This window comes from Rhodococcus sp. 24CO, from assembly GCF_050586165.1.
Lineage (GTDB): Bacteria > Actinomycetota > Actinomycetes > Mycobacteriales > Mycobacteriaceae > Rhodococcus_F.
This window is the reverse complement of record NZ_JAZFNF010000013.1, coordinates 76,950-97,227: the sequence shown is the minus strand read 5'-3', so window position 1 is coordinate 97,227 and position 20,278 is coordinate 76,950. Positions and strand designations below refer to the sequence as shown.

Here is a 20,278-nt window from a genome sequence, read left to right as displayed (position 1 = left end):
GAACATATTTTCGATTGGTTTCCAGTAAAGCCTGCCCCTGAGGGCCCGTCAAGCAGCGACAAAAGTCCCAGTTCACACAAACCTCGAGGGTCACACCCGTATCAATCCTCTAACCTGGAGTGGTGACATCTCGAGAGCAGACGGGGAGGGGCATCGGCCCCGAATACCTGCTGGCAGGGCGGTACCGACTCCGATCCAAAATCGGCGGCGGCGGCATGGGCGCTGTCTGGCTTGCCCGCGACACCCTCCTCAGCCGTGATGTCGCGGTGAAACAGGTCACAACCACCGCCGGACTCGACAACGAGAGCGCCGAAGAGATCCGCGCTCGGACACTTCGTGAAGGCCGCAACGCCGCCAAACTCTCGCACCCGCACTCCATCGGCATGTACGACGTCGCCCTCGAAGCCGGCGAACCGTGGCTGGTCATGGAGTACTTCCCGTCCCGCAGCCTCGCACAGGCCATGAACCTCGCCGACACTCTGCCACCCCTCGAAGTTGCCCAGATCGGCGCTCAGATCGCCGCAGCACTCGCAGAGTCGCATGCCGCCGGAATCGTGCATCGAGACATCAAACCGGGCAACATCCTCATTGCCGATCGCGGCGACTCACTGGGCATCGTCAAGATCAGCGACTTCGGAATCGCGCGCGCCAAGGGCGACGGATCGGACCGTCAAGACGAAGTCATCACCGGCACTCCCGCGTACTTCGCTCCGGAAGTGGCCCGCGGCGACGATCCCACCGAAGCCAGCGACGTCTTCTCCCTCGGCTCGACCCTCTTCACGGTGATCGAAGGCCAACCACCCTTCGGAATCGACTCCGACGCCATTGCACTGCTGCACCGAGTCGCCAAAGCCGAGATCTTCCGTCCCACCAAATCCGGACCACTCACGGACGTACTGCTCCAACTTCTCGAACCGGATCCGACGCGTCGGCCCACCATGGCGCAGGCCCGCGATTCACTCGCCGCAGTGGCAACCGGGGGCGGTTCCGTCGATCAACTGATCGACATCCCCGTGTTCTCGTCCGACGGAGCGGTTCCGGCGTGGGCGCACCGCACCACCCAACTCCCCGACCCGCACCGACGCAATCGCCTGGTGGGCCCTACTGTCACCGGACTTCCTGCAGTGCAACAGAATACGCCGCTCGGCTCTGTCCCCAGCCCACTCGACCTGTTCTCGTGGCCACCTCGGATACCCACCGGACCTGCCGACGCGAGCACCCGCGACAAAGTGGTCGCCTGGGCGCCACTGGCCATGACCGCAATGGTGGCGATCATCATCGCGGCCATACTCATCGTGCTCGTACTGGTGTTCACGGTTTGAAGATCCACTACTCCAGCGCCGACGCAGCCGGCCTGATGTTGGCGTTGAGATGAAACATGTTGTGCGGATCGTACTGTGCCTTGATCCTGGACAGGCGTGCATACTTGCCGGATCCGTACGAACTGCGAACCCGCTCTTCGTCCACGTCGGTCATGAAATTGACGTAGCCACCAGGATTGGTCGACAAGGGACGCAACGCTTCCCAGATATTGCGCACCCACGTTCGATCCAGATCCAAAGTCCCGGCATCCGTTGCCGTGGCCGTCATGTTGCACACGTAGTGCGGGGCACGGGAACCACCGAACGCCGTATCGTCGTCGCCGACGGCGGTGAACGCACCCTGCAGCGGAAAGATCGGGATGAACGACATCGGTGACGACTTCTTCACCGCATGTTCGGTCAGAACACCGATCACTTCATCGGAGAGATCGCCTAGGTCCAGAGCCTTCTCGTACGCGTACGCACCCCACGGCTCGGCATCGTCGAGCATGGACTGCAGTCCCGTGTACGGGAGCGGTGTGACGAACTCGAACAGCGGCGGCAACCCTTCCCTGATGGGCGCAATCACCTGGGCGTGCTCCTCCGCGGAACCGAAACCTGCTACCAGCAAGGCATATCCGGGGTGAAAGTGGAACTGCTCCGGCACAAACGCCGCGGGCGGCGCGGACAGGCTCGAGGCAATCAACGCACCGGTGTTGCGGGGCAGCGCAGGCACCACGTCGCGGCACAGACGCAGCGCATCCGGTCCGTCGTCCATCCCCCAGAAGAAGAACCCGAGATGCACTTCCGGCCCGATCGGGCTCAGCCGATACTCGAACTCGGTCACCACACCGAAATTGCCTCCCCCGCCTCTCAACGCCCAGAACAAATCGGGGTGGTTCTCTTCCGACGCGCGCACCACCTCGCCGTCGGCAAGTACCACCTCGGCCGACGCCAGATTGTCGATGGACAATCCAAGCGTTCGGGTCAGCCACCCCATTCCGCCGCCGAGTGTCAGACCGCCCACTCCGGTATCACTGATCACTCCACCTGTCACAGCCAGGCCGTGTTCCTGCGTCGCGGCATCCAGGTTCGCCAACGTCGCCCCACCACCTACTCGCGCCGTACGGGCCGACGGATCAACGCTCACATTGTTGAGTGCACTGAGATCGATCATCAGACCGCCCTCACACACAGAGGAGCCACGATACGAATGTCCACCGCCCCGGACGGACACCTCCAAGTCATGTTCTCCGGCATATCCCAGTGCCGCAGCCACATCCGCCGGCGAGAGGCACCTGACGATCCCGGCAGGGCGGTGATCGATCGAACCGTTCCAGATGGTCCGAGCGTCGTCGTAACCCGAATCTTCCGGGCCGAAAACCGGGCCGGTGACAGACGATTTCAACGGCGCAATATCAATGAGCGTCATGACGCGCCCCTGACACCTGTGACGAGCAGGTACTCCCAGTCCATGCTGGGGGAATTGCCTCCGTCGCTGTACCGGCGCGCCAGGTCGACGAGATCCCGGTCGAGGGCCTCCACCTTGGCGTCGTCGCCCGCAATATTGCGGTAGACGGCGATGGTCGGCCCGTAATTCTCCTTGAAGAAGTCGCGGAATTCCTCCGGCGTGCCGAACCTGCTCACCTGCAGCACTTCTCGACGCACCGTCAAGTCGCGAACCCGGCCGCCGAACAACTCACGAACATGACTCTCCTCACCCCACAACGGTGGCGGCTGCGAACCAGGAGGCGGGGCAGGTGCATACGGTTTCATGGCTTTGAACATCTCACCGATGAAACCAGTTGGTGTCCAACTCAGTACAGCGATCCTGCCACCTTCCTTGCACACTCGGACAAGCTCGCCGGCTGCCTGTTGATGATGCGGCGCAAACATGACGCCGACGCACGAGAGCACCACGTCGAACTCACCGTCTTCAAACGGTAGATCCTCGGCATCAGCCTCCCGCCACTCGAGTTCGACACCCGCGTCGGCTGCCATCTTCCTTCCCGCATCGAACAATTCGGGAGTCAAGTCCGTTGCCACCACCTGCGCGCCGAGCGCCGCCGCAGGAATAGCCACATTGCCGGAACCCGCTGCGATGTCGAGAACCCGATCACCAGCGCGCACACCGCCGGCCGCCGCCACAACAGGCCCGAGTTCCGGGATGACCTCCGTTGCCACCGCAGGATAATTGCCCAACCCCCACATCACCCGGTGCTTGGATTTAAGGGCCCGGTCCACATCCGCTGCTTCAGTCATTATCGTTCTCCTCCATCAATTTTCGCAGTACCGATTTCCACTCTGACCTCGACGTTACGACCATCGGGTGTCACCGATCCAGTACTGGATCTGTACCAGCCCCACCCATCGGCCTACGATTGACAAGTGGGGTCGTCGTACCGCCAGTTCTGCCCCGTCGCCAAGGCGATGGAGCTACTCGACGAGCGCTGGACACTCCTGGTCCTGCGCGAACTCATGATGGGAAGTACCCATTTCAACGACCTGCGGCGCGGCCTTCCCCGCATGTCGCCGACGTTGCTGTCCAAACGTCTGCACCAACTCACTGCCGCCGGAATCACCTACCGAGACAACACCGACGGAGCCGTCACGTACCGCCTCACCGACGCCGGGCGTGAACTCCGCCCCGTCGTCGAGGCACTGGGAATCTGGGGCACCCGCTGGATCGGCGAACTCGGCGATCAGGATCTCGATCCCAAACTCCTGCTCTGGGACATGCATCGACGGGTGGATCACTCCGCTGTGCCCGACGGAAAAACAGTGGTGCACTTCGTCTTTTCCGAAATCGATCGACAGTCACGAAACTGGTGGCTTGTCATCAACTCCGACGAGGTCGACGTCTGTGACCTCGACCCGGGTTTCGAGGTCACCGTGTCCGTATCTGCCGGACTCAGGCCGTTGACCGACATCTGGCGCGGCGACCTGACGTGGTCCGACGCCATTCGATCAGGTGAGGTCACCATTTCCGGACCGGAAGCCTTACGTCGCAGTTTGCCTTCGTGGTTCGAACTGTCCACCTTTGCATCGGTTCCCCGACCCGCTTAGCGCACGCCCCACCAGGCTCGTTCCGTCCTGTTACAGAGCTGTTGCAGACCGTGACACCGCCGACGAACAGTGACTACCTCCCGGTGACACTGACCGAGCAGTCTCTGCCTATGCCCAGCCACCGGGAATCATCGTGTAGACATCGGACCGACAGATGCCGACGACTGGCTCATCGAGCACGGCAGCCCCCGATGGGGAATGCCCACCTCAACGCAACAACCCTGCGGACGAAAGAGAGGAAGCCTGACCATGACACGAGTCAAACCAGCGAGACTGTCTGCCGCACTGGCACTCTTGATCCTCGGAGTAATCGAATTCGAACTGGCGGTCAACACTGCCGGTGGCCAGATCGTCGATCAACAACTCATGGTGGGCGCGGCCATGTCTGACGTCCTCGGAGTGTTCTCCACTGAGTTCATCGGCCTGCTCACCCCGATCCTGATAGTGGGAGGAGTGCTCGTGGTACTCATGATCACGTTGCGCAACAACCCGATTGCACTGGCACTGCGCGTCGCCGTCGTGACCCTCGGTCCCATCACGACGGCCTGGGTTCTCAAACAGTCGCTGGATCGACCGAACCTGAACGGTCTTGTCATGCATAATTCCTTTCCCAGCGGGACTCTCACCGCCATCACCGCTCTGGTCTGCGCGATAGTGCTCGTCACACCCGCCAGGTGGCGGGCAGTCGTCGCCGTCAACGGCGCACTGATCACCATCGGAACCGCGATCTCGGTAGTCGTGTTGCAATGGCACCGGCCGAGTGACGTGCTGGGTGCACTACTCCTCGTCGGTTGCTACACCCTCGCCGTGTCGGCATTTCCGTTGAACACCACCGCCGCACGGCACGCGGTACTGGCAAACTCCGGCAACGAACGGCTCTCGAAAGTGTGACACCTGTACCGTGGGCTGACCGAGATTCCTCCGACCGCGGAAGGCCACTAATCATGGTGAACATCCTTTTCATAGAGGACGATCCAGCCGTGGCCGAGGCAATCACGTTGGGACTGAACCGACTCGGGCACAGCGTCAGTCATCGCCCCGACGGTAACGGCGATTTCGACGACGTCCTCGGCGCCACCGACCTCGTACTGCTCGACCTCGGACTCCCGGGTGCAGACGGTTACGAGATCTGTCGACGCATCCGCACGCGCAGTTCGATTCCGATCATCATTCTGACCGCCCGATCCGACGACATCGACACCGTTGCCGGTCTCGAGGCCGGCGCCGACGACTACGTCGTCAAACCGGCAAGTCCGCGTGTCCTCGACGCTCGCATCAAGGCCGTCGTGCGGCGGTCGGCGCCGGCAACGACGCGTACAGACGCACCGCCAGCGGCAGAGACTTTCGGCGACCTCGAATTGGATCGATCGTCATTGCAGGTCCGCAAGGGCGGAATGCTGTTGACCCTGACCCCGACCGAACTCCGGCTGATACTGGCGCTGACCGAGAATCCCGGACAGGTCCTCAGCCGTCGACAGTTGTTGTCCGCGGCCTGGGATCAGGAGTACCTGGGCGATTCCCGAATCGTCGACGCGGCGGTGCAGCGACTGCGTGGAAAGATCGAGAACGACCCCGCCGTACCGACCGTCATCGAAACGGTGCGAGGCTTCGGCTATCGATTCAACACCGGCTCAGGTCGATGAAACCGACCTGGCTGCGGGTCGACGGCCTGCGGACCCGGCTCGTGCTGGTGTTCATCGCGATCGTCGTGATCATCGCCGGAGGAACAGCCGGCGCCGTATCGCTGATGGCGCGGTCATGGATCTATTCCAATGCTCAGGACGTGGCAACGGCACAATTTCGCGACGAACTACAATCCCTCGACGGCATGCCGGTGGACGGATTGACACCCGCCAACCTCTCACAGGTCTTCCCATCCGATCTCACACTGATCGCAGACGATGAAGTGGTCCGCCAAGGATCCGTCGATCCCGCGACGATCCCGCCGAGCTTCGACAGCGGCTTGGACAGTGCGAAACTGATCCGCTTCGAGAGACTCGACTCCGAGCACATCCTGCTGGGGATGTCCGTCGACGTCACGGACACGACCGCGAAGGACGGCTACGACAACCAGACACTGGTGAAAGCTGTCACGATCCGGCCATTGGTCGGAGTGCAGGACAAGTTCGACGACCTGCTCCGCGTCGTCGGCCTCACCCTCGCTGCCGGCGTGCTGGTCAGCGGTCTGCTCGGGCTCTGGATCGCGTCGACGCTGGTACGTCCGCTGAAGCGTCTCGACGAGGCCGCCGCCCGTGCTGCCGACGGCGATCTCAGTGTCCGCCTTCCAGAAAACGGAGTAGCCGAACTTGCCCAGGTGACAACAACATTCAACAACATGGTCGCGCGGAACGAAGCCGTGATCAAAGGGCTCGAGGAATCGGAAGAGCAGTCGAGACGGTTTGTCGCCGACGTCTCTCACGAGCTTCGGACACCACTGGCCGCCCTGGTGCCGGTCAGCGAAATACTTCGCGAAGAGATCCCCAACCTTCCGCCCGACGCCGGCGCCGCCGCACGCATCGTGAGCAGTGAGATCGGCAAACTCACTCGACTAGTCGAGGATCTGATCGAAATGTCTCGCCACGACTCACAACAGGCACGCCTCGTCCTCGACGACGTCGATCTCGTCGAACTGACCGAGCGCACGCTGGAAAGCCGCGGCTGGACCGATACCGTCTCACTGAAAGCACCCGAAAGTATCAGTGGCAGAGTCGATTCACGTCGGATCGACATAGTCGTCGCCAACCTCGTCGGCAACGCACTGCGGCACGGTTCACCCCCGGTACGGGTCGAACTCAGCGCCGAACCCGGCTACGCCGTCATCGCCGTCGTCGACCACGGACCCGGCATCTTGCCCCAGGACCGACAGGCGATCTTTCGCCGGTTCTACAAGGTAGACACCGCACGCGGACGCAGTGAGGGCAGCGGGTTGGGACTTTCCCTCGCAGTCGAGAATATCCATTTGCACGGCGGCACCATCAGCGTCGACCAAGTGGACGGGCGCACCGTCTTCACAGTTCGCCTCCCCCCCGCCAGCCACTAGACGTACCACATTTTGAGATTATAGTTTCAGCATGTGAAACAGCCGGAGTAGCGTCGGAGCCCTCAGCTAAAAGAGAACTTGGGAGGCTCACCATGACGCAGGCGTCACGGCTGGAAAAATCGGTAGTCACACCGCGGGCATGGACGATGCTTGCCCTCGGTGTTGCCGCCCAAGCCGCCGGAACGGTCTTCGTCAGCACTCCCGCGTTCCTGATCCCACTCCTGCATTCCGAGCACGGACTCTCCCTCGCGCAGGCCGGAACGCTGGCTGCGGCGCCCACTTTCGGTATGGTCCTCACCCTCGTGGCCTGGGGAGCGCTGGCCGACAGATTCGGCGAGAAGTGGGTCATCTCGATCGGACTTGCCTTGACGGCAATTGCGGCTCTGGCGGCCACCACCACCGACAACTATGCACTGCTCGGCATCGCGTTCCTGATCGGCGGCATGTCCGCCGCCAGCACCAACGCCGCCAGCGGACGCGTGGTTGTCGGGTGGTTCCCCAAGGACCGACGCGGATTGGCAATGGGCATCCGGCAGATGTCCCAGCCCTTGGGCGTCACCATCGCGTCGGTCACCGTTCCGACACTGGCTGCGCACTCGGGAATCGGTTCGGCGGTTGCTCTGTCCGTGATTCTCAACGGCGCACTCGCGGTGGTCTGCGCACTTGCCCTGGTCAATCCCCCGCGGCCGACCACCACCGCACAGGCGCCCGTCGCGGCCGCCAACCCCTACCGTTCGAACTCGTTCCTGTGGCGCATCCACCTGGCATCCGCTCTGCTGGTGTTTCCACAGTTCACACTGTCGACATTCGGGCTCGTCTGGCTGATCAACGAACAACACTGGGAGGCCGCGCCGGCAGGCCTGCTCATCGGTGCGTCACAATTCGTCGGGGCGCTGGGACGCATCGTCGTCGGGGTGTGGAGTGACCGCGCGGGCAGCCGGGTCGGCCCGCTTCGCCTGGTGTCGATGTCTGCTGCCGTTGTCATGCTGGCCATGGCTGCCGCCGACGCCTCCCCGTGGGGAATCCCGGCACTGGTGCTGCTGATCGCCACCACTGTCAGTGTCGCGGACAACGGCTTGGCGTTCACGTCCGTCGCCGAAGCGGCTGGGCCGGCCTGGCAGGGAAAAGCGTTGGGCGCTCAGAACACCGGTCAGTTCATTGCCGCGTCCGCTGTGGGGCCGGTGGTCGGCGCACTCATCGGCGTGGTCGGGTATCCCATCGCGTTTGCGATAGTCGCGGCCTTCCCCGCCGCGGCAATCCCGTTGGTACCGAGCCACGATCGAGATATCAGCGTCTAGCTTTCGGCCGGATTCGGTTGTACCGCGGGCCCCGTCAGATCACAATGTGGTTTGCAGGCAACCGAATCCGTTCCCGGCATCGACGGCGTCGCCGGAGCGCGGATCAGTACCGCAGCAATAGCCGCACCGAGCAACAGCAATCCCACGCAGATGTACATCGCGATCGTGAATCCGTCCGAGATCAGCGCAGGGTCAGCCAGAGCTTCGGTGTTGATCCCCGCGATTCCCGGCAACGCGGCAACAGCCAGGAGTTGGCTGGTTCGCGCCACGGCATTGTTCACGCCGGACGCAATTCCCGACTGCTCCACCGGAACCGAACCGAGCACAGCTGCAGTCAGCGGCGCCACCATCACCGACAAGCCCAGTCCGAACACGAGCACTCCGGGTAACACGTCGGTGAGGTACGACGCGTCGACCCCGATCCTCGTCATCAACACCAATCCCACTGCTGCCACTGCCGGTCCGGCAGTCATCGGCAACCGGGGTCCGTGAATCTGCGCATACCTACCGGCGCGCGAGGAAAAGAGCAGTAGCGCCACCGTGATCGGCACCGTAGCGACCCCCGCAGCCACCGGCGAATAGCCCGCGACCAATTGCAACTGCAGCACCAGCAGGAAGAACACACCGCCCAACGCCGCGTATACCGCGAGGGTCACCAGATTGGCGGCGACAAACATTCTCGACCGGAACAACGACGGCGGCACCACCGCACTCGGCGACCGTCGCTCCACAACGACAAACAGGCACAACACAAGTGCGCCGACCACCCCCGCGACCAGGTTCATCTCGATCAACCCGTAGGTCAACGCACCGAGACCGATTACCGCACAGGCAGATCCGAGTACGTCCAGGCGTTCCGGAGGATGTGGGTCACGACTCTCCGGAACGTGCCGCACGCTCGCCCACACGACAAGAGCAGCCAACGGCAAGTTCAGGAAGAACACCGACCGCCACCCGGCAACCTCCACGAGCCAGCCACCGAACAACGGACCTATTGCTCCCGCAACTCCCCCGAGCCCGGACCACAATCCGATGGCGGCACCCCGATCCTCCTCCCGCAACGAGGCCGAGATTATGGCCAAGCTTCCCGGCGTCAGCAGTGCCGCACCCACGCCTTGCAGGATTCGTGCCACCACCAAGAACGTGATGTCGGGAGCAATGCCGCACAGCAGCGACGCCACCGCGAACCACACCGTGCCCCATACGAACACCCGACGCCTACCCCACCGGTCCCCCAGAGCGCCGCCGAGCAGAATCAACGACGCCAGAGCCAACGTGTACCCGCTGAGCGTCCACTGCAGGCCCGCCACCCCGGAACCCAACTCCTCGCCGATGTGCGGTAACGCGATGTTGACTACCGTGCCGTCGAGAAGAGCCATGCTCGAACCGAGAACCGTGGCGGCAACAACCCAACGCCCACGTCTCGACGCCAGCGCCAGTGGTTCCGTCATGTGGTCCATGGTGCGCGTTCGTGGACGCTCGCGGAAGAGTTCAGTCGATCTGGCGGCGATGAGCCCAGCGTGTCAGTGCATTGCGATTGGACTGCTGAGTCTTTCGCAGGACATTGGACGCATGCGTCTCGACGGTCTTCACGGAGATCACCAACTCCTCCGCAATCTCGCGGTAGGTGTACCCCCGCGCGAGCAACCGCAGGACCTCGAGTTCACGGGGAGTCAGTGAATCGAGTTCCGGATCGAGTTGTGGTTCCGGTGCCGCGGATCGACCGGTGAAGGAGTCGAGCACAAACCCGGCCAGCCTGGGCCCGAAGACGGCGTCGCCGCCCGCTACCCGGCGGACACCGTCGGCCAGTTCGGCACCCGAAATTGTCTTGGTGACGTAGCCGCGAGCACCCGCCCGGATTACCGCGATGACGTCCTCAGCCGCATCGGAGACGCTGAGCGCCAAGCACACCGGACCGGAATCTATCCCGCGCAGCACGGCCACACCGCCGCCGTCCGGCATGTGTACGTCGAGCAAGACGACGTGGGGTTTCGTGGAGTTGATCCCGGCAATCGCCTCGGCCACCCCACCGGCCTCACCGACAATCTCCATGTCGTCTTCACGAGACAATTCGGCCCGAACCCCGGAGCGGAACACCCCGTGATCGTCGACAAGGAAAACGCGATACGGGGGTGTGGGCGGAACTGTCACTGGGGCGCTTCCTCCGGGTTGTCGACATGGTCAGCAGGCTCGTCCCACTGTAGGTCAGAGTCGGTGCTCGTCTTGCCCCCGAGCGGCATGTGTACCCGGATTTCCGTCCCCTTGCCGATGGTGGAACGAACCACGACGCGGCCACCACGACGCTCGATCCGGCCGCGAATCGACTTCGCCAGACCTTGACGGTCCTCTGGCACCGCGTCGACGTCGAATCCCACGCCGCGATCCCGAACGAAGATGCTCACCTGATCACCTTCCACCTCGGCAAACAGGTTGATCTCCTTCTCGCCGGAATGTTTCGCCGCGTTGACCAGAGCCTCACGCGTAGCGCCGAGAAGAGCGGTGAACGCTTCCTTCGGCAGACCGTCCTCGCCGTCCAACTGCACGTCGCCTACCGTCACCGGCCGAACCGTCACGCCGTGCTGATCCTCCACCTCACCCGCGATGATCTTGAGTCCCTCGGTCAGGCTCGTGTGGTCGATCTCGCCGCCACTGAACAACCACTTCCGAAGCTCGCGCTCCTGCCCACGGGCAAGCCGCGCCACTTCCACCGGATTGTCGGACTGCTTCTGGATCAACGCCAACGTCTGCAACACCGAATCATGCAGGTGCGACGCGATCTCTTCACGCTCGTCGTTGCGAATTCGAGCGGCCCGCTCGGCGCCGAGCGCCCGCCACATCCGCAACCACAACGGAACCGTCAGCAAGCCGGCACCGATCAACGTCACGACGACGGCCAACAACGACGACCGCAACGCGTCGATGTCGACCTGCGCCAACACCACGACCGCCAGACCCAGCACGATCATCGATGCGCCGCCGACCACCCGCGTCCACGTCAGGACGGTCGGCCGCGCCGGCAACCCGATGACGGTACGCGGGCCGTCGGAATCGAACTCCCGCCACACCAGTGCCGCACCGACCGCTACAACAAAGAACGGCGCCAGTACAGAACCAGCCGTGCCGCTCAGCAACCACGACAACGCTGCCGCGCCGCCCAGACCGAGAACGGCCAGGCCGTACGCACGCTGACGCTCCGCTGCACTCGGCTTCTCGGTGTCGGTACCAGCCGACACGAAAACCCAGAGAATTCCGTACGCCACGATGCCGGCACCGGCCATTGCCGCCAGAATCGCAAACGCAACGCGGACCTTCAGCGCGTCGACACCAAGGTGATCCGCGATACCGCCGGCAACACCACCCACAATTCGACCGCCGGAGCGCCGCTCCAACTTTCGTATCGGCAGCGGCGCACTCACGAGCGCGGGATCAGACACAGATTGCACATAGTCGATACTGGCACGAACCCTGCTCGAGCACATCAGGGTCCAACCCTGAAGTAAGGCCACGAACGCGCCAAAGATCAGGGTTCACCCCTGATGCGGCAACACCACCGAACACACCACGATGGAGCCATGAGTAATCCGACCTTCCAGGAACAGATCAACGATCTGTGGCGGACCCGCCCCGTGCGTCTACCGGACCAGGGTCACGTTGCCGGCGTATGCGCAGGAATCGGATACCGATACGGTGTCGACCCGATCCTCGTGCGCGTTGCCTTTGTCATCTCGACCATCTTCGGCGGCTCGGGAATCTTGCTGTACGTCGTGGCCTGGCTGACTTTCCCGCGCGCCGACATCGGCCGGGCCGCAGCAGCGCCGGGTCCTCGCCACCGCTCGGACAAGCACACCAAAACCATCGTCCTGGTGGTAGCCCTCGCTATCGCCGCGACTACGATCGGTCCGCTCGGCGCCGGCCAGGGCGGTTCCGGACTGATCGGCGTCATGTTGATGCTCGGCGGCCTGTGGCTGCTCTACCAACGCCAACCTGTTCCACCGGTGCTGCCACCTTCGTCCACGCAGCACATCGGCGCCGGAACGGTCTATCCCGGAACAGGATTCACCCCGGGACCGTTCACCCCGGGATACTTCGCCCCGAACCAGCCGCCGACGTACACGCCGTACACCAAGCTTCCCGACAGCTACGTGCCCACCGAACCGGCCGCGGCAACTTCGTCATCGGAATCGGCTCCAGCAGTTGATCTCTCGAAGAGCGAGCCCGCGATCACGCCGCCCGCGTGGGATCCGCTCGGGGTCGCCCCCTTCGCCTGGGACCTTCCCGACCCCGTCACCAAAAACCCTCCCCTGTTACCGCTTCCGCCTCGGCGTCGACGCTCCCGGTGGACCCTGACCGTTCTGGGCCTGGCGATCATCGCCGCCACCGCAGTCGGTGCCGCAGGCGCCGCAACCGGCAACGACTGGTTCACCCCCGGCCGTGTCGGGGCAGTCGGACTTGCCGTGATCGCTCTCGGGTTGATCTTCGGGGCGTTCTTCCGTAAGGGATACGGGCTGCTGATCGTCACCGGACCACTCGTCGGCTTCGTGATTCTCGCGTCCCTGGTCTATCCCCTCGAGTTCGACGCGTCAGGTGAGCAGAAGTGGACACCGACCAGCGTGTCCGAGATTCAGTCGTCGTACTCCGGCGGCTTCGGCAGCTTCACACTGGATCTGAGCGAGCTCACGTTCACCGAGGACAAGACCATCGACGTCTCGGCGGCATTCGGCGAGTTCAAGGTGCTGCTGCCGCCGACGGTCAAGGCACAGAACGACTGCACAGTCGTGATGGGTGACGGATCCCGTTGCCTCGACGGTGGAGTCCACGCCGGCGCGGGGGCCGGGCCTGACGCCCCCACCGTGACGATCAACGCCAAAGCCACATTCGGCTCCTTGGAGGTACACCAGTAATGAGCGACTACGACGACATCGGCAACAGCAACAGCACCGAAGAACACGAGGAAACCCCGAAATCCAAGCGGCCGTCCGCACTTCTGCTCATCGCGGGAATCGCGGCATTCCTGGTCAGCGGATGGGCCCTACTCGGACCCTTCTCCCTCGCCCCGGCAGCAGACATTCAATTCCGGTGGCTGTTCGTGGGAGCAGCAGTCATCGCCGGCCTACTGCTGGTGATTCTGCCGAACCGCAAATAGCTCGAACCACAAATAGCCTCGAACCACAAATAGCACTGTGCGCCTTCATCAACCTCGGTCGGTTGATGAAGGCGCACAGCAATCAGCTCACTCCCACTCGATCGTTCCCGGCGGCTTGCTCGTCACGTCGAGAACAACGCGGTTGACGTCCGGAACCTCGTTGGTGATGCGCGTGGAAATGCGCTCGAGGGTCTCGTACGGCAAGCGCGTCCAGTCTGCGGTCATCGCGTCTTCACTCGAGACCGGACGCAAGACGATCGGGTGGCCGTAGGTCCGGCCGTCGCCCTGCACGCCCACGCTGCGCACGTCGGCGAGGAGGACAACCGGGCACTGCCAGATCGTTCCGTCGAGACCTGCGGACGTAAGTTCTTCACGTGCAATGGAATCCGCCTGGCGGAGGATTTCGAGACGGTCACGGGTGACCTCGCCGATGATGCGGATACCCAGGCCCGGTCCGGGGAACGGCTGGCGTCCGACGATCTCTTCCGGCAAACCGAGTTCGCGGCCGACTGCGCGGACCTCGTCCTTGAACAGCAGACGCAGCGGTTCGACCAGCTTGAACTGCAGATCTTCCGGCAGGCCACCGACGTTGTGGTGGCTCTTGATGTTTGCGGTGCCGGTGCCGCCACCGGACTCCACGACGTCCGGGTACAGCGTGCCCTGAACGAGGAAGTCGACGGTTGCGCCGTGAGATGCGTTCTCGCCCAGGACATCACTGACAGCGCCTTCGAAGCTGCGGATGAACTCGCGGCCGATGATCTTGCGCTTGGTTTCGGGGTCGGTGACGCCGGCCAGTTCACCGATGAAGGTGTCGGCTGCGTCGACCGTGATCAGGCGAGCGCCCGTCGCGGCAACAAAGTCCTTCTCCACCTGGGTGCGCTCACCGGCACGCATCAGACCGTGGTCGACGAACACACAGGTCAACCGATCGCCGATAGCGCGCTGAACCAACGCAGCGGCAACGGCGGAGTCGACGCCGCCGGACAGACCACAGATGGCGTGGCCGTCGCCGACCTGCTCGCGCACCTGCTCGATGAGCGCGTCGGCGATGTTGGACGCCGTCCACGCTGCCGGAATACCGGCGATCTCGTGCAGGAAGCGGCTCAAAACCTGCTGTCCGTGCGGGGAATGCAGAACCTCGGGGTGGTACTGGACGCCGGCCAGCTTGCGGGCGCGATCCTCGAACGCTGCGACGGGAGCGCCGTCACTGGTCGCGGTGACCTCGAATCCCGAAGGCGCTTCGGTGACGGCGTCGCCGTGGCTCATCCACACCGGCTGCGTCGAGGGAAGTCCGTCGTGGAGCAAGCCGCCGGACACCGAGATGTCGGTACGGCCGTACTCGCGGGTTCCGGTCTCGGCAACAGTGCCGCCGAGGGCTCCGGCCATCGCCTGGAATCCGTAGCAGATGCCGAACACCGGAATGTCGTGGTCGAACAGTGCCGGATCGAGCTTCGGAGCGCCGTCGGCATACACGCTGGACGGCCCGCCGGAGAGCACCACAGCCAAGGGCTTCTTGGCCACGATCTCCTCGACGGTCATGGTGTGCGGAATCACCTCCGAGTAGACCTTGGCCTCACGGACTCGACGCGCGATCAGCTGCGCGTACTGCGCACCGAAGTCGACGACAAGAACTGGTCTCTGCTGCTCGATATCTGCCACACGTGCAGTCTAATCGCCCCAGCTAGCGAACCTACGCACCCCCGGACTCTACGCAGCATACGGAAGTCCGGGGGCGACGAAGATCACCTCGTTACGCCACTCTGTTATGCCACTCCCGGCGCTGCAGTCTTCTTTCCGCCCGTGATCTTCACAATCGGAAGAACCAGTGCCGCCGGTGCCGACGCCGGTACCACCGGCGACTTGGGGGCGATCGGAGTCAACCGCTCGTAGCCACTGCCCTGAGCCGGACGAAGGTCTGCCTCCCCCTTGTTCGGCCACAGCGACGCCGCACGCTCGGCCTGCGCCGCAATGGTCAGCGACGGGTTCACACCGAGGTTCGCGGACACCGCGGCACCGTCGACGACGCTGAGCGTCGGATAGCCGAAGACGCGGTGATACGGATCGATCACGCCGTGGTCGGCGTCCTCGGCGATAGCGCAACCGCCGAGGAAGTGCGCCGTCAGCGGAACGTTGAAGATTTCGCCCCACGTACCGCCGGCAACGCCGTCGATCTTCTCGGCAACCCGACGCGTCGCGTCGTTGCCCTCGGGGATCCATGTCGGATTGGGCTGACCGTGGCCCTGCTTGCTGGTGACCTTGCGGCGGCCGAACAGGCCCTTCTTCGTATAGGTGGTGATGGAGTTGTCGAGATTCTGCATCACGAGGGCGATGATGGTTCGCTCGCTCCAGTCCTTGACCGTGAGCATGCGCAACATCTGATACGGATTCTTCGCGACCACACCGAGGAACGTGACCCACCGCGGCTTGTCCCCACCGCCGTCGGTCATCAGCGTCTGCAGCAAGCCCATCGCATTGGAACCCTTGCCGTAGCGAACCGGCTCGATATGCGTGTCCTCGCTCGGGTGGAACGACGACGTAATCGCAACTCCGTGTGTGAGATCGAGGTTGGGATCAACCTTGTATTTGCCTGCGCCGACAATGGATTCGGAGTTGGTGCGCGTGAGTTCGCCCAGTGTGCCGGACAGCTTGGGTAGCGCTCCGGTGTCCTTCATGTCGAACAACAGGTGCTGCGTTCCCCATGTTCCCGCCGCGAGAATCACATGAGCGGCGGTGTACGTCCGACGGTTCTTGCGCGCGTAGGCACCGGTGCGCTCGGTGAACACATCCCACGTGCCGTCGTGGTGCTCGCGAAGTCCCGAGACCGTGGTCATGGGAATGATGTCGGCGCCCGCGGTCTCGGCCAAGCCTAAGTAGTTCTTGAGGAGCGTGTTCTTGGCGCCGTGCCGGCAGCCGGTCATGCACTCGCCACACTCGATGCACCCGGTGCGTTCGGGACCGACACCACCGAAGTACGGGTCAGCGGCTTTCTGGCCGGGCTCACCGAAGTACACCCCGACCGGTGTCTGAATGAAGGTGTCGCCGACCCCCATGTCGTCCGCGACCGATTTCATGATCTCGTCAGCCGGCGTCATATGCGGGTTCCGCACAACACCGAGCATCTTCTGCGCCTGCTCGTAGTACGGCGTGAGCTCGCTGCGCCAATCGGTGATGTGCGCCCACTGCTTGTCCTGGAAGAACGGCTCCGGCGGCTGGTAGAGCGTGTTCGCGTAGTTCAGAGAACCACCGCCCACTCCCGCGCCGGCGAGAATCAAGCAGTCGCGCAGCAGGTGAACCCGCTGAATACCGAAGCAGCCCAGCTTGGGCGCCCAGAGAAACTTCTTCAGATCCCAGCTCGTCTTCGCGAACTCCGCATCGGCGTACCGTCGGCCCGCTTCGATGACACCTACCTTGTAGCCCTTCTCCACAAGACGAAGCGCGCTCACGCTTCCGCCGAATCCGGATCCGACAATCAGGACGTCGTAATCCGTAGCGCGTTGCTTGCCCATCGGGACACCTCCACCGTGAAAACGTAGTTACCCGTCAGTATGCACCCGAATGTTGTGACTGCCACCACAAGGGTGCCCTAAGCGTAACCATAAGTATCATCAACGCGCGAAAGTCCTGTACATAGACCTGTGGCCCCGGTTCCGAGAGGAAGCCGGGGCCACAGATGAAGACAAATCAGGCGCGAACTGTCAGTCCGACCTTCTGGAACTCCTTGAGCGTGGAGTAACCGGCCTTTGCCATGGAGCGACGCAAACCGCCCACGAAGTTCAGCGAACCGTACGGATCGTCGGACGGCCCGGCCAGAACCTTGTCCAGCGAGGGCCGCTCGCCGTAGGAAACCGGGAGGAGCGCGCCACGCGGAACCGAAGGATGCGCAGCAGCGGACGGCCAGTACCAACCGCCGCCTGCAGCTTCAGCCGACACAGCCAACGGCGTGCCGAGAACAGCAGCATCCGCGCCGCACGCGATCGCCTTCGCCAGATCACCGGACGTAGCGATGTCACCGTCGGCGATCACGTGGACGTAACGCCCACCCGTCTCGTCGAGGTAGTCACGGCGAGCCGCAGCGGCATCGGCGATAGCGGTAGCCATCGGCACCCCGATACCCAGAACCTCGCCAGTCGTGGTTGCACCCTCGGAAGAGCCGTAGCCGACGATGACGCCCGCCGCGCCGGTCCGCATCAAGTGCAGAGCCGTGCGGTGATCACTCACACCACCGGCGATAACCGGAACGTCGAGCTCGGAGATGAACGTCTTGAGGTTGAGCGGTTTTTCCTCGGTGCGCACGACATGCTCGGCGGAGATGATCGTGCCGTGAACGACCAACAGGTCGATTCCGGCCTTGACCAGTGCCGGCGTCAGCGCGCGCGCATTCTGCGGGCTGACGCGAACCGCCGTCGTGACACCGGCGTCACGAACCTGAGCGACCGCTGCTGCCAGCAATTCCGCCTGCAACGGCGCCGCATGCAGTTCCTGCAGGTACCGGATCGCGGCGTCGACACCACCGTCTGTTTCCGCGATCTCGACAAGCCGAGCCAGCTTTGCCTCGACATCGGCATGACGGCCCCACAGGCCCTCGCCGTTGATGACGCCGAGCCCGCCGCGCTTACCCAATTCGATTGCGAAGGTCGGCGAGACCAATGCGTCCGTCGGGTGAGCGAGGATGGGAATTTCGAACCTGTACGCGTCGATCTGCCACGTCGTCGACACCTCCTTCGACGAACGAGTCCGCCGGGAGGGAACGATGTTCACATCGTCCAGTTCGTAGGTACGACGGGCCGTACGACCCATTCCGATTTCAACGAGGTCGCGCACGCGCGCCCCTTTCTCGTGACTGGTGAACTAGCGAACTGAACTTAGCGGGCAGCGTAATTGGGCGCTTCGACCGTCATGGTGATGTCGTGCGGGTGGCTTTCCTTGAGTCCCGCAGCCGTGATCTGGACGAACTGAGCGTTCTGGAGATGCTCGATCGTGGCAGAGCCGGTGTAACCCATTGCCGCGCGCAAACCGCCGGTGAGCTGATGCGTCACCTGCGAGAGCGGTCCACGGAACGGAACACGACCCTCGATGCCTTCCGGAACCAACTTGTCCTCGGAGAGAACGTCGTCCTGGAAGTAGCGATCCTTGGAGTACGACTTGGCCTCACCGCGCGACTGCATCGCACCAAGCGAACCCATACCGCGATAGCTCTTGAACTGCTTGCCGCCCACCAGGATCAGCTCACCCGGCGATTCGGCCGTACCAGCGAGGAGCGAGCCGAGCATGGCCGTCGACGCACCGGCTGCAAGCGCCTTGGCGATGTCGCCGGAGAACTGCAGACCACCGTCGGCGATCACGGGGACACCGAGCGGCTTGCACGCGGCAACCGCTTCGAGGATGGCCGTGATCTGCGGGGCGCCGACACCGGCGATGACACGGGTCGTGCAAATGGAACCGGGACCGACACCGACCTTGACGGCGTCCGCGCCCGCCTCGACGAGCGCCAACGCACCCGCGCGGGTTGCGACGTTGCCACCGATGATCTGCACACGATCACCGATTTCGGCCTTGAGGCGACGAATCATGTCCAGAACACCGGCGCTGTGGCCGTGTGCGCTGTCCACCACGACAACGTCGACACCGGCATCGGTAAGAGTCATGGCACGAGCCCAGGCTTCGTCTCCGGCACCAACGGCCGCACCGACCAGGAGTCGACCGTCCCGGTCCTTGGTGGCAAACGGATGCTGCTCGGTCTTGACGAAGTCCTTGACCGTGATCAGGCCGGTGAGCTTGCCGTTACCGTCCACGATCGGAAGCTTCTCGATCTTGTGACGGCGAAGCAGACCCAGTGCGACGTCAGCGGTGACGCCCTCTTGTGCTGTGATCAACGGCATCTTGGTCATGATCTCGGCGACCGGACGATTCTGGTCGACCTCGAAACGCATGTCACGGTTCGTGACGATGCCGACCAACTGTCCGGCGTCGTCGGTGACCGGCAGACCCGAGATACGGAAGCGAGCGCACTTCGCGTCGACCTCACCCATCGTGTCCGACGGCTTACACGTGACCGGATCGGTGACCATGCCGGCCTCCGAACGCTTGACGGTCTCGACCTGGCCGGCCTGAACCTCCACGGACGAATTGCGGTGCAGAACGCCCATTCCGCCTGCGCGAGCCATGGCAATGGCCATCCGCGACTCGGTGACCGTGTCCATCGCCGAACTGACCAACGGGATTCGCAGACGGATATCGCGGGTCAGCTGACTCGACGTATCGACCTGGCTCGGAATGACATCGGACGCTGCAGGCAAAAGCAGTACGTCGTCGTATGTCAGCCCGAGCATCGCGACCTTGTTGGGGTCGTCTCCTCCGGTGTGTACATGCCCTGCAGAACTAGTCATGCGGTCAGGACCCTCCATGGACCTAGATTCGCCTGTTCGGTAGC

Annotated in this window: 17 protein-coding genes; 8 read left to right on the top strand and 9 right to left on the bottom strand. The window is 63.4% G+C overall.

What is annotated here, in order from left to right:
- The first annotated feature begins 122 nt into the window (after positions 1–122).
- Positions 123–1,322: a serine/threonine-protein kinase gene (locus V2B23_RS27345; protein WP_430953149.1), complete on the top strand. Its 1,200-nt coding sequence runs from the start codon at positions 123–125 to the stop codon at positions 1,320–1,322.
- 7 nt (positions 1,323–1,329) lie between these two features.
- Here V2B23_RS27345 and V2B23_RS27340 read toward each other — a convergent pair whose 3' ends face one another.
- Together V2B23_RS27340 and V2B23_RS27335 are read right to left on the bottom strand one after the other, a co-directional pair.
- Positions 1,330–2,733 carry an FAD-binding oxidoreductase gene (locus V2B23_RS27340; RefSeq protein ID WP_430953148.1) on the bottom strand — a complete coding sequence of 468 codons (1,404 nt, stop codon included), beginning with the start codon at positions 2,731–2,733 and terminating at the stop codon, positions 1,330–1,332.
- Positions 2,730–3,563 carry a class I SAM-dependent methyltransferase gene (locus tag V2B23_RS27335; protein WP_430953147.1) on the bottom strand — a complete coding sequence of 278 codons (834 nt, stop codon included), beginning with the start codon at positions 3,561–3,563 and terminating at the stop codon, positions 2,730–2,732. Before V2B23_RS27335 ends, V2B23_RS27340 begins: the two co-directional genes overlap by 4 nt.
- 126 nt (positions 3,564–3,689) lie before the next feature.
- Here V2B23_RS27335 and V2B23_RS27330 point away from each other — a divergent pair, with 126 nt between their 5' ends.
- From V2B23_RS27330 to V2B23_RS27310, 5 genes are all read left to right on the top strand, one after another.
- Positions 3,690–4,367 (top strand): winged helix-turn-helix transcriptional regulator, encoded by a 678-nt coding sequence (locus V2B23_RS27330; protein WP_430953146.1) that lies wholly within the window; start codon positions 3,690–3,692, stop codon positions 4,365–4,367.
- 249 nt (positions 4,368–4,616) lie between these two features.
- The gene (locus V2B23_RS27325) at positions 4,617–5,258 is read left to right on the top strand and encodes a phosphatase PAP2 family protein (RefSeq protein WP_430953145.1); all 642 of its coding nucleotides are present in this window, start codon (positions 4,617–4,619) and stop codon (positions 5,256–5,258) included.
- 53 nt (positions 5,259–5,311) lie between these two features.
- The gene (locus V2B23_RS27320; protein ID WP_430953144.1) at positions 5,312–6,010 is read left to right on the top strand and encodes a response regulator transcription factor; all 699 of its coding nucleotides are present in this window, start codon (positions 5,312–5,314) and stop codon (positions 6,008–6,010) included.
- Positions 6,007–7,407 carry a sensor histidine kinase gene (locus V2B23_RS27315; protein ID WP_430953143.1) on the top strand — a complete coding sequence of 467 codons (1,401 nt, stop codon included), beginning with the start codon at positions 6,007–6,009 and terminating at the stop codon, positions 7,405–7,407. The genes V2B23_RS27320 and V2B23_RS27315 overlap by 4 nt, the downstream gene beginning before the upstream one ends.
- A 92-nt stretch (positions 7,408–7,499) precedes the next feature.
- The gene (locus V2B23_RS27310; protein ID WP_430953142.1) at positions 7,500–8,705 is read left to right on the top strand and encodes an MFS transporter; all 1,206 of its coding nucleotides are present in this window, start codon (positions 7,500–7,502) and stop codon (positions 8,703–8,705) included.
- Here the strand turns inward: V2B23_RS27310 and V2B23_RS27305 are convergent.
- The 3 genes from V2B23_RS27305 to V2B23_RS27295 are packed head-to-tail and all read right to left on the bottom strand — an operon-like array spanning position 8,702 to position 12,184.
- Complete coding sequence (locus V2B23_RS27305) at positions 8,702–10,156, bottom strand: MFS transporter (RefSeq protein WP_430953141.1); 1,455 nt, start codon at positions 10,154–10,156, stop codon at positions 8,702–8,704. The two genes, V2B23_RS27310 and V2B23_RS27305, sit on opposite strands and share 4 nt — an antisense overlap.
- A 40-nt stretch (positions 10,157–10,196) precedes the next feature.
- Complete coding sequence (locus V2B23_RS27300; RefSeq protein WP_430953140.1) at positions 10,197–10,856, bottom strand: response regulator; 660 nt, start codon at positions 10,854–10,856, stop codon at positions 10,197–10,199.
- Complete coding sequence (locus V2B23_RS27295) at positions 10,853–12,184, bottom strand: ATP-binding protein (RefSeq protein ID WP_430953155.1); 1,332 nt, start codon at positions 12,182–12,184, stop codon at positions 10,853–10,855. The genes V2B23_RS27300 and V2B23_RS27295 overlap by 4 nt, the downstream gene beginning before the upstream one ends.
- 93 nt (positions 12,185–12,277) lie before the next feature.
- On the opposite strand from V2B23_RS27295, the gene V2B23_RS27290 reads away from it, so the two are divergent.
- Both V2B23_RS27290 and V2B23_RS27285 read left to right on the top strand, forming a co-directional pair.
- On the top strand, positions 12,278–13,606 hold the full coding sequence (locus V2B23_RS27290; RefSeq protein ID WP_430953139.1) for a PspC domain-containing protein: 1,329 nt from the start codon (positions 12,278–12,280) through the stop codon (positions 13,604–13,606).
- Positions 13,606–13,848, top strand: a complete 243-nt coding sequence (locus V2B23_RS27285; protein WP_430953138.1) for a hypothetical protein — start codon at positions 13,606–13,608, stop codon at positions 13,846–13,848. The genes V2B23_RS27290 and V2B23_RS27285 overlap by 1 nt, the downstream gene beginning before the upstream one ends.
- An 87-nt stretch (positions 13,849–13,935) precedes the next feature.
- Here V2B23_RS27285 and guaA read toward each other — a convergent pair whose 3' ends face one another.
- From guaA to guaB, 4 genes are all read right to left on the bottom strand, one after another.
- Positions 13,936–15,507 carry a glutamine-hydrolyzing GMP synthase gene (gene guaA, locus V2B23_RS27280; RefSeq protein ID WP_430953137.1) on the bottom strand — a complete coding sequence of 524 codons (1,572 nt, stop codon included), beginning with the start codon at positions 15,505–15,507 and terminating at the stop codon, positions 13,936–13,938.
- A gap of 104 nt (positions 15,508–15,611) precedes the next feature.
- Entirely contained in the window at positions 15,612–17,354 is a 1,743-nt protein-coding gene (locus tag V2B23_RS27275; protein WP_430953136.1) for a GMC oxidoreductase, read from the bottom strand.
- 175 nt (positions 17,355–17,529) lie between these two features.
- Positions 17,530–18,669: a GuaB3 family IMP dehydrogenase-related protein gene (locus tag V2B23_RS27270; RefSeq protein ID WP_430953135.1), complete on the bottom strand. Its 1,140-nt coding sequence runs from the start codon at positions 18,667–18,669 to the stop codon at positions 17,530–17,532.
- 41 nt (positions 18,670–18,710) lie between these two features.
- On the bottom strand, positions 18,711–20,234 hold the full coding sequence (guaB, locus tag V2B23_RS27265; protein WP_430953134.1) for an IMP dehydrogenase: 1,524 nt from the start codon (positions 20,232–20,234) through the stop codon (positions 18,711–18,713).
- Positions 20,235–20,278: the final 44 nt, after the last annotated feature.